The organism is Alkalibacterium pelagium (genome assembly GCF_900109325.1).
Taxonomy (GTDB): domain Bacteria; phylum Bacillota; class Bacilli; order Lactobacillales; family Carnobacteriaceae_A; genus Alkalibacterium; species Alkalibacterium pelagium.
In genome coordinates this window covers 64282-74673 of sequence record NZ_FNZU01000015.1, presented here as the reverse complement: position 1 = coordinate 74673, position 10392 = coordinate 64282, and the positions used below count along the sequence as shown (strand labels likewise).

Genomic DNA, 10392 nt, shown 5'->3' with positions numbered 1-10392 from the left:
GTCGCTATATGCGACCATGAAGAACAGCGTCGCGAAGAGAAAACACGACAGAAACATTTAAAATGGGCGCAATTTCCCTTCGAAAAGTCCTTAGAGGACTTTGACACGACCGAATCAGTTTCGATTAGTAAACGTCAGATTTCTCAATTAAGAGCATGCGACTGGTTGGATCAAACATTCAACCTGGTCCTCTTAGGTCCACCAGGCGTCGGTAAAACTCATTTAGCTATTGGCCTTGGACTGGAAGCTATCGACCAAGGGAAACAAGTGGCATTCGTTTCAATGGGTGAGTTGATTACCTTACTTAAAACTGAAGAATACGTCCGAAAATCAGCCATTCGATTGAGGCGTATAAGACAAGCAGATTTAGTTGTGATTGATGACATGATGTTTATGGCAATGGAAACAAGAGAAGCCAACCTCTTTTTCCAGCTAGTCAGTGACTTGTATGAAAAAAGTTCGATCATTTTAACTTCAAACAAAGGACCCGACAGCTGGGGCAAGATGCTTGGTGATCAAGGAATAGCGACAGCTATTCTGGATCGACTTCTTCATCGCTGTGAAGTTATTCATTTGAATGGAGAGAGTCATAGAATGAAACATCGAGAATCAGTCTTCATGTAACAAAAGTGCACAAAGTTATCTGGCAAAAAGTGCACAATTCTACTTGACAGTTACAGTGCTGTTTCTGGCAAAATAAAAGTACAGTTTAAGGGGGTGCGGACATAATCTTGGACAACTATAAGTCAGGAGAATGTCCATGTACTCTTACGAAGAAAGAATAAAAGCTGTAAAACTTTATATCAAATACGAATACTCACTAGCGTCAGTTATTCAGGAACTGGGCTATCCTTCTTCAAAAGCTCTGTACAAATGGTTTAAGGAGTATGAAGAGAACGGTGATCTTTCTAAGACTTCAAAAAGAAAACGTGAATTTACTCAAGAAGAAAAGCAATTTGCTGTTGATCACTATATCGAATACGGGCGCAATTATTCTAGAACTGTTCGCATGTTGGGCTATCCAGACAGAAACATTCTTAGCGATTGGTGTAAAGAACTTGCCCCTGAAGCTCGTAAAATCAGGCGCAGTAAGTTAAACTATTCTCAAGAGCAGAAAAAAGAGGCCGTTATCCATCTTGTGAGCCGAGAAACCTCTGTCCAAAAAATTGCTGAGCGCCTGCAGGTCACCCGTAAAACGCTCTATGATTGGAAAGAGGAGCTCATCGGAGAGGAGCTTCCACCAAATATGTCGAATATGCCTGACAACCCCCAACTAGAAGGGTTGAAAAATGAAGTTGATGTTTTAAAACAAGAAGTCTATCGACTACGAATGGAAAAAGATATCTTGGAAAAGTCTGCCGAACTTGTAAAAAAGAATGGGGCATCAATCCAAAACATCTCTCCAACAAAGAAAAAACACGAGTGATTGATGCATTAAAAACCTATTATCCATTGGCACTTTTACTAGAGAATCTGGATTTAGTTAAGAGTAGTTATTTTTACCACAGAAGTCAGGCTAAGCTTCCGGATAAATATGCTGATCTACGGGTAATGCTTAAGGACATTTTTATTGAAAGTCGTCGTACCTATGGCTATCGTCGTATGCATGACGTTCTAAAAAAACGACATATTGTCGTTTCCGAGAAAGTTGTTAGACGACTGATGAAAGAAAAAAAGCTCATTGTTCGGTCAGTAACCAAGAAAAAATATAGTTCTTATGCCGGTGAAATCACCCCAGCTACACCTAACCTTATTCAACGAGCCTTCAAAGCTGAAGTGCCTGATGAGAAATGGTTGACGGACATTACAGAATTTCGGATTTCAGCCGGAAAAGTCTATCTATCACCCATTATCGACTGTTTTGACGGGGCTATAGTTAGTTGGACTATCAGTACCCAACCGAATGCGGAGCTCGTTAATAGTATGTTTGATCAGGCGCTTGCTACACTCGCTGATAATTCAAAGCCAATCATACACTCTGATCGCGGAGCTCACTACAGATGGCCAGGTTGGATTGAAAGGATTAAAACCAACGGTTTGACACAGTCCATGTCTAAAAAAGGATGTTCACCGGATAACTCGGCTTGTGAAGGGTTTTTCGGTAGACTTAAAAATGAGTTCTTCTATGGCTTTAAATGGGACAATATTTCAATTGACGCATTCATTGAACTACTTGATGATTACCTGCATTGGTACAATAACAAAAGAATAAAATTGTCTCTAGGCGGTCTCAGTCCGATTGATTACAGAACGAAACTAGGTTTAATTGCTTGAAAAAGTCCAAAAAAACATCCGCACCTCCTGTTCTAGACTTTTATTTTGCCATAAACATCCGATTTTTATTTGTAGGTACTCAGCTATTCATCGCTTACGTTTAAAACTGTTTATTCTTATATACGTCAAGGTCTATTGTCTATCAAACCACATGACTTACCTGTCATGTATCTTCTGAAACCAAGAAAAAACCAACATAGTAATCCTAAGGGCAAAAACAAAAGAATCCTAGGTGCCAGTTTCACCAATCGTCCAGAGGACGTATTATCAAGAGAAACATTTGGACACTGGGAAGCTGATTTGGTTAAAGGGAAGAAAACGAAAAATGAACCGGCAATCATTACCTTGGTGGAGAGGAAAACACGCTATGCCATTACTAAAAAAATCAGCGACTATAAAAGTCAAACGGTTAAAAATGCCTTTGAAGAGATTCTAGCAGATAACCCTAACCTATTTGCTTCAATCACTTTTGATAATGATTCGGAATTCGCCTTAATGTCTGAACTCAATACAGACGTATATTTTTGTCATGCCTACGCATCCTGGGAACGGGGCTCAAACGAAAACTTCAATAAACTCTTGAGGGAATTCATTCCTAAAGGAAAATCCATCCAACTTTTTTCAGAAATGGATATCGATCAAGCCGCTCAGGCAATCAATAGAAGGATTAAAGAAGTGATAGGGTTACGTTCATCAGAAGAGTATTTTCTACAATGTAGTATTTAAAATTTCTCTTCCCCTAGGGGAAGAAGTAAAGAGATTTAAGTTCATCGAATCATGTAACAGTAAGTGTTGCATTTAACTTTACAACTCAAGCACAAAGTTATTTAGCAAAATTGCACAATTCTACTTGACAGTTACAGATTTGATAGCCATATTGAGTCTGCTTTTAAATTTATCGAGTCAGTATTAAACTTTTCATTTCATTGATGGTTTCTCTATCTACCAAGTATAAGATTGTAAAATAAATTACGAAACCTATTACTACACTAATAATTAATATAAGCATATTATCTAATGTATTATTTAAAATTGACTGAGCCCCTAAGACTACTAAAGACATAGCGAAGGTTGCGAGTATCACATATTTAAATAACTTCAAATATTCAATAAACGTGCTTTTTAAGTAAAAGCTAGTTATTATTTGTAATGTTAAAGTTTTAACAATTAGGTACGCAGCATACAAAATTACAATTATATTTATCTCAGATTGCAACCAAGATAATAGTAACAAGAGTAAAATATAGAAACTATTTACAATTATATCTGTATACAATACTAGATTAGGCTTGTTAACAGAGTATAATAAATAAGAAGCTAAATTTGCTGTCAACATATAGGGTATGTATGCAAAGGAAAGTATAACAAAAAATACAACACTATCTATCCATTGATCCCCAAAAAATACAGGTATAAAATAGTTAGCTGTAATTGCTATACCTACAAAAGTTGGAAATGTAACCACACCAATATATTTTGATAACCTGTTATAAATATTTGTCAAAAGTGAGATATCATTTTTGATTTTCGATAATATTGGGAATAATACTTTGGAAAAGGCAGTAGTTATTATAGAACGTAATCTATTTAATATGTTTTTAGCAAAATGATAAAGACCTAATACTTCGGTTGAAAAAAAGTAGCCAATAATTAATTCATCGATGTGATGGGTCATCTGAGTCATTACTTGTTTAAATGCTATAAATGCACCGAATTTTAGAAAAGGTTGCACATCTTTGAATCTAAAATGGATTCTTAAATGAAATAAATCTTTTTTAAAAGATACATAAAATGTTAGAAAAACCATAACTAGTACTGAAACAATCTGGCCTATAATTACTCCAGTCAATCCATAGCCAAAAATCAAAAACAATGTAGTAGAAATTAATATGAAAATTTCTCTTATTATTTGTATAATAGATAACTCTTGAAAGTGAAAATCTTTTTCTAACAAAGCTGTAAATAAAATTATCGGACCATTTAAGAAGATTACTATACTTAGTAAAGGCAGAAGGTTTTGAAGTGCCTTCATTTCAAATATTTCTGCGAATAAAGGGGAAAGTAATATTAATATGCTACCAATAATTATACATATCAATATTTGAAAGTAAAATAGTGAAGAGCTTTCATCTTTTGTCACCTTTTCCTTTTGGATAATTGCTGTGCTTAGGCCGAAGTTCTCAATAATGTTTATAAGTGTAAGAAATATATTAATTATAGCTAAAATCCCAAACTCTAATGGTGTGAGGTAACGAGCTTTTACAAACAATAAAATTGGACTTACAAGTGAGGTAATTACTGTTCTTAATGATGTCCATAAAACCCCATCCACAGCTTGTCGTCTTAAATTTGGCATAGTTTTTATTCTCCATTCAAATTATCAGTAATTCTACAATTTCAGTAATTACTTAAACTTTTTTAATTAAATCATTGTATTTTTTATAAAATTATATAGAATAAAAAAACATTATATAGACACATGGTCTTCTTGCTCACTACCTTTAATATTGAGATATTTAAGAACGCCAAATTTATAATTCTTTGCATTTTAGTATATTCTAAATTTTATTCCTATCTATTGATAAAGTCCATATAATTGTGTAAAAGTTAAAAGGCCATGTAACAGCCCTTTTACGGTACAATGTTTTTAACCACAAAAATATACCTAGGAGGACGTTACATGACCCAAGTACATTTAACACTAAATAATGAAGAGGTTCAAGGTATTATTGAACATTCGGTAAAAAATGATGTGTCTAAAAAATTTTAACCACTGTTTTTAACCAATTGATGGAAAATCAAGGAACAGAATATATTCAATCCGATGACTATGAACAATCAGAAAGTCGTCAGAGTCAAAGAAATGGCTATTATGAGCCAGATTTTACGACTCGTGTGGGTATACTTTAATTAAAAGTGCCTAGAACACGCGATGGTGAATTTGCACCGACGGTGTTTGAGCGTTATCAGCGCAATGAAAAGGCACTGCTTGCTTCAATGTTAGAGATGTATGTCTCAGATTTTTCTACCCATAAAGTTTCAAAGAATGTTGAAGAACTCTGCGGAAAATCTGTATCGAAATCTTTTGTTTCTAGCCTGACTGAGCAGTTGGACTCAATGGTCAACGAATGGCAGAACCGTTCACTCTCAGGTACGAATTATCCTCATCTGATGACAGATGTTATCTACATAAAAGTACGTGAAGACCATCGTGTGCTTCTAAAAACTCCCATATGGCCATCGGGATTACAGAAGGTGATAATCGTGAAATCATTGGCTTCATGATTCAAAATGAAGAAAGTGATGACATATGGTCCATCTTCTTTGAATACTTAAAAGACCACGGCCTACAAGGGACAGAACTAATCATTTCTGATGCCCATAAAGGATTAGTATCTGCTATTCGTAGGTCATTTACCAACGCAAGTTGGCAGAGATGCCAGGTTCATTTTAAGAAACATCTTCAGTTCCATCCCAAAAAGAATTCAAATTCGTTTAGAGAAGCAGTAAAAACGATCTTTAAGTTTAAGGATATTAAACTCGCTCGAACAGCTAAGAATCCTTAGTCGGTGAATATTTAGACCAGGCTAAATATACAAAAGCCAGTGAAACATTGGATAATGGCTTTGAAAATGCCTTTCAATTTACGGTTTTCGGAAGTGACCATAATTGGCTAAAAAGCAGCAACCTTCTTGAACTACTGAACCAGGAAGTCCGCAGAAGAGAAAAGGTTATTCGGATTTTTCCCAACCGAGCGTCCGCCAATCGATAAATTGGAGCTGTCCTTATGGACCTTCGTGAAGAACGGCTTAGCTCTACAAGAAAATATATTAAGTTTAATCAATCATAGAGCGGTAAAACATTGTATAGTATTTTACACAGGATTATGGACTTGACTTATCTAACTTATCTATTAAAAGTATTAGTAAATTAAACTTGAATATAACTATTTTAAATTAATAACCCCTCTGTACTCTCGAAATTAATATTTAAAGGTATCATATAATTGCGAACGGATTTTATTCAATCTTAACAATTTGTATGATTCTATCTTTTATGGATATACCATAATATCATTAGTTTTATATAGATTTTTTATGTTATAGAGTTATAAGGATTAGATGATTGGATTTTATTTAAGCGTTCTGCTATTACAGTAGATTCATATTCATGATTATCCAAAAGATAGTTTACTTTAGCAATTATGTCTTTTTGATTGATATTTTTACGTACGTCAAAAATATAACCTGACTGATTAAACTCTTCTAATAATTCTTTATATTTTGTAGCCCAACCTAATGCAATACTTGGAACAGCATTTTTATAGGCATGAACTATAGAGTGAAATCTCGAACCAATAATGAAATCAAATTGTGTTACTAAATTATCAAATTCAATACAGCTCATATCATCACCAATCAAAACAACTGAATCATCTTCGTTAAAAAGATCTTTAATCATTAAACAAGCTTCTATATCTTCGTAAGAATGTCTTACAATAGTAACTGTTTTACCTTTCAGAATTAAATTATCAATTACATTCTTGTATGTTTTTAAAATTACTTCTTTATTACCATGAGAAAAAGTTTTCATATTAGGCACGATTGCGACACCTTTAGCTTCTGGATATTTTTTAGTTACTGGAATTTCAGTAAAAATGTTTTTTAAATTAATATCATTAGTCACAAGTACACTATCCATTGAATACTTTAAGTTTAAATCTAAACTAAAATTATTCTTTAATAAGCTATAACCTTCTTTTTCTCTCGCATAAATAACTTTTGGATATGATAATGCTTTTTTGATAATTTTATCCATATTCATTTGTATTTCAGTATCATAGTTAAAAGGACCAAATGATTGTGGCATTATATAAAAGGGAATATTATAGTTTTCAGCAATAAATATACGTGATAAATAATTCACAGAATGCTCTGAATTGAATTGAGAAGATAAGGCAAAACCACTAATATCAACCATCATAATTGTATTTTTTAATATTTTTTTAAGTCTATAAGTTTCTTTAATATATGACTTATCTTTTCTAAGTAATGATTTTAATTGCTGTAAGTACCCTCTGACCTTTAATTTACCCGTTGTCAAGGGAAATAGTACACGAGATTCTCTTGGTAATATCTCAAACTTATATTTCTTCTTTTCATACTCTGGTCGTTCGAAGTCCTTTGTAGATAAAACCACTATCTTAGCTTCAGGATATTTCTTTGTTAGTTCATCCACCGCTAAGTATGTCATAGCTTCTGCACCTTTGTTATATAATTGACCACCGGTAATAACAATATATTTACTCATTATCTTCTCCTTTAGTTTTGTTTGTTTTAATTCACTTCTAGTTTAATTTTAGACTTTGAAATATTTGAATGTAAATATGATAAGAATATCAAACCTTGAATAGATTACACTTAAGTAGAAACAAAAGAAAAGTTGTCTTATAATACTTAATTAACAATAACAAGATGTGTCTTACCATGGTAACTCGAAATACATCGGAACTTTACAGATTTTTGCAAGCTAGTAAATCAAAAAAATATTAATAAAGAATATCAATTCACTTCCTCTTCCATACTACAAATGGCTTCAACAGTTCAGTTAAAAATACTGATTATTAGAAATAATAATCTGACTTCTAAAGTCAAAAAGTATTTTTAAGCAGATTCGATATATAATTCTTAAAACTTAGATTTTGTATGGTTTAACATTTCAGAACACTTTACGAATTATCAATCAAACTTACATATCAAACTGTTGGAGTACGTAAACTCTAGGTATGCAGATTGTCCTCACAGATTAATATTATAAAATTTTTCTATTGTTTATTGAACAGCTAGAATAAGACATTGTGTAATCGGAAAATATTTGAGTATTGAATCAGTATAAAAACATTTTAAAAAAATGGAAACAATAATTATACTAACATTAAAACTTTTCATATTGGACTTTTCTTCGATCAGATTTCGGAACTTTAAATTCTTCCGTATAATGCCCTAGTCCTATAAACATTATAAAGTTTTCTGCATCAGAGATATTGAATTTATTCCTTAAATTATTTTCTTGTTCAATTGTTAATGATGCACTTAAAGAGACTGTCGCAATTCCATAATAATGTAATGCATATAGCAAGTTCATAGCGTACATTCCACCATCAATATTCGCTTGATTTCTTTCTCTTATTCTATCGTAGTATTGGACATCAGTAGTAATAATTATAAATTTATCAATATAATCACCAAAACCTCTATTTCCATTCTGATTTTTTTGAATGAACTTTTTCAACGTTTGCTCTTCTACAATACGCACTTTCCAAGTTTGCCGATTACACGCTGATGGCGTTTTAGTAGCTAGTTGAAGAGCATCTTCAATTATTTCATAAGAAACTGGCTCTTCAGAATAATCCCTAACGCTATGCCTACTTTGTGAAAAATCTTTATAATCCCCTTTTGTTTTTTTTAATATCTCTTCTTTTGAAAGATGTAAAACTCCACCCGTATCTTTCAAGTCAGACCCTTCCATTAGGATTTTAAAATCCTCTTCCAGATCACTAACATCACAATTATTTTCTTTATGTATTTTAATATAGTTATTTAAATTACTTAAAGCAGTGCTATATACGTGAGCATTCAGGGGGAAACCCTGTTTTCTATAATCCTTCATAAGGGCAATGATATTATCGATAACTCGTTTTCCAAATCCTAATCGCAAATTATTATATGATAAACCTTTCTCAATCGAATGATACTCTTTAGTCAATCTAGCTTCTATTTGGTAATAATTTAATTTTCCAGGTACATAGCTATATTTTTTAAACCTATTAGTATCATTGTTTATTACTCTTTCCATTTCTTTATTTTTTAACCATAGATTCTTATTGTCCTTGACTGATTGCGGAATAAGTTTACTAACGTATTTTCTCAAGTCAAAATCCTTCTTTCTTATGTTTAATTACTTCTTTATAAAGTGGTTTTCATATCAAACTAGACTGTTCACTAAATAGTTTATCATCCGGAATATTAATAAGAGTTTAAGAATCCAAAGGATTCTTGATAACATACATTACTTTTAAGTCATTATTTTAAAGACTTTATTATTTTGTATAATATTTTTTTTCATATTTATATTGTTGGTAATGAATTTTAAGTGTTCTAATCAAAAAAAGTGGATTGATTATTTTTTTATCAATAATTGGAAGTTTGTTTCTTCTTAGTTGATAGTATATATTAATGAGTTTAAATATATTGAATCTATACTTTACTGCTTTAATTAAAAATCCCCGCCCACTAGTTTGAATATTTAAACCTTTAAATTCGTCTTTACTAAGATTATCTTTCAAAAAATTATAATAGTTAATCCACACTTTCAAACGAGAATCATAAACTGCCTCGTTTATCTGAGTAGTTAAGCTTCCTTTATCTCGTATGGAACAGTATATTATGTTTTTACTAACTTCAAAAGTATTAGTATAAAATCCCATTTTAGCAGAAAACATTACATCATTAGAGGCTAATACTTCATCAAATTGTATTGAATTTCCTACAATAAAATCTCGCCTAATTAGTTTTGACCAAGGAACATGAAATTTATATTTTAAATTATTTTTATTTTCTCGGTTAGGATTTTCCAGGAAATTATTTATTAAATTTTCATATTGGATGTGTCTATCAGAATTAAGACCCGTTTCATTGTCAATACTTGTTGGTGTAAAGTATACAATATTAAATTCAGAAGTGAAAAATTTAGAAACATCTTCATACATCGTTCTCTTAAAATAATCATCTGAATCGGCAAAGAGAATCCACTTCCCTGTTGCTATTTCCAGTCCTATATTCCTACAAACTCCAGCTCCCTTTTTAGCAGTTATATTTTTAATGAAATAGACATTACGTTTGTATTTGTTGATTAATTCAGATAATTCTTGTAACTGTTCATTACTTTTATCATCAACAACTATTATCTGAATATCCTTTTTTTTAGGTATTGAATTCAGTAGCCTATCTAGCGTTTTTACTGAGTTATAATGTGGTATAATTATTGATAAATTGTACATTTATAAACTCCCACCTATTTAATATATTTTCCTATTCTTCAATAAATATTTACAATTAG

Annotated in this window: 6 protein-coding genes and 2 pseudogenes; 4 read left to right on the top strand and 4 right to left on the bottom strand. The window is 31.9% G+C overall.

Features of this window, described 5'->3' with window-relative positions:
• The 3 genes and pseudogenes from istB to BMX79_RS11075 all read left to right on the top strand — a co-directional run.
• On the top strand, window positions 1-624 hold a 624-nt coding region (gene istB, locus BMX79_RS11085), incomplete at its 5' end, for an IS21-like element helper ATPase IstB (protein WP_143059445.1).
• Between the two features lie 136 nt (window positions 625-760).
• Window positions 761-2274, top strand: a protein-coding gene (locus BMX79_RS11080) for an IS3 family transposase (RefSeq protein WP_091482663.1) whose coding sequence is annotated in 2 segments (ribosomal slippage) — window positions 761-1379 and window positions 1379-2274 — 1515 coding nt in all. Because the reading frame shifts where the segments join, the coding sequence is not laid out codon by codon here.
• 96 nt (window positions 2275-2370) lie between these two features.
• A pseudogene (locus BMX79_RS11075) lies at window positions 2371-3000 on the top strand (IS30 family transposase); the annotation flags it as partial.
• A 169-nt stretch (window positions 3001-3169) separates the two neighbouring features.
• On the opposite strand, the gene BMX79_RS11070 reads toward BMX79_RS11075, so the two are convergent.
• Window positions 3170-4630 carry an oligosaccharide flippase family protein gene (locus BMX79_RS11070; protein ID WP_091482659.1) on the bottom strand — a complete coding sequence of 487 codons (1461 nt, stop codon included), beginning with the start codon at window positions 4628-4630 and terminating at the stop codon, window positions 3170-3172.
• Between the two features lie 324 nt (window positions 4631-4954).
• Between BMX79_RS11070 and BMX79_RS11065 the strand changes: the two are divergent.
• Window positions 4955-6124: pseudogene (locus BMX79_RS11065) on the top strand (IS256 family transposase).
• 245 nt (window positions 6125-6369) lie between these two features.
• Here the strand turns inward: BMX79_RS11065 and BMX79_RS11060 are convergent.
• The 3 genes from BMX79_RS11060 to BMX79_RS11050 all read right to left on the bottom strand — a co-directional run bounded on the left by BMX79_RS11060 (window position 6370) and on the right by BMX79_RS11050 (window position 10333).
• Window positions 6370-7584: a polysaccharide pyruvyl transferase family protein gene (locus tag BMX79_RS11060; RefSeq protein WP_091482655.1), complete on the bottom strand. Its 1215-nt coding sequence runs from the start codon at window positions 7582-7584 to the stop codon at window positions 6370-6372.
• 624 nt (window positions 7585-8208) lie between these two features.
• Entirely contained in the window at window positions 8209-9204 is a 996-nt protein-coding gene (locus BMX79_RS11055; RefSeq protein WP_091482652.1) for a nitroreductase family protein, read from the bottom strand.
• A gap of 169 nt (window positions 9205-9373) precedes the next feature.
• On the bottom strand, window positions 9374-10333 hold the full coding sequence (locus BMX79_RS11050; RefSeq protein WP_091482649.1) for a glycosyltransferase family 2 protein: 960 nt from the start codon (window positions 10331-10333) through the stop codon (window positions 9374-9376).
• Between the last annotated feature and the right edge of the window lie 59 nt (window positions 10334-10392).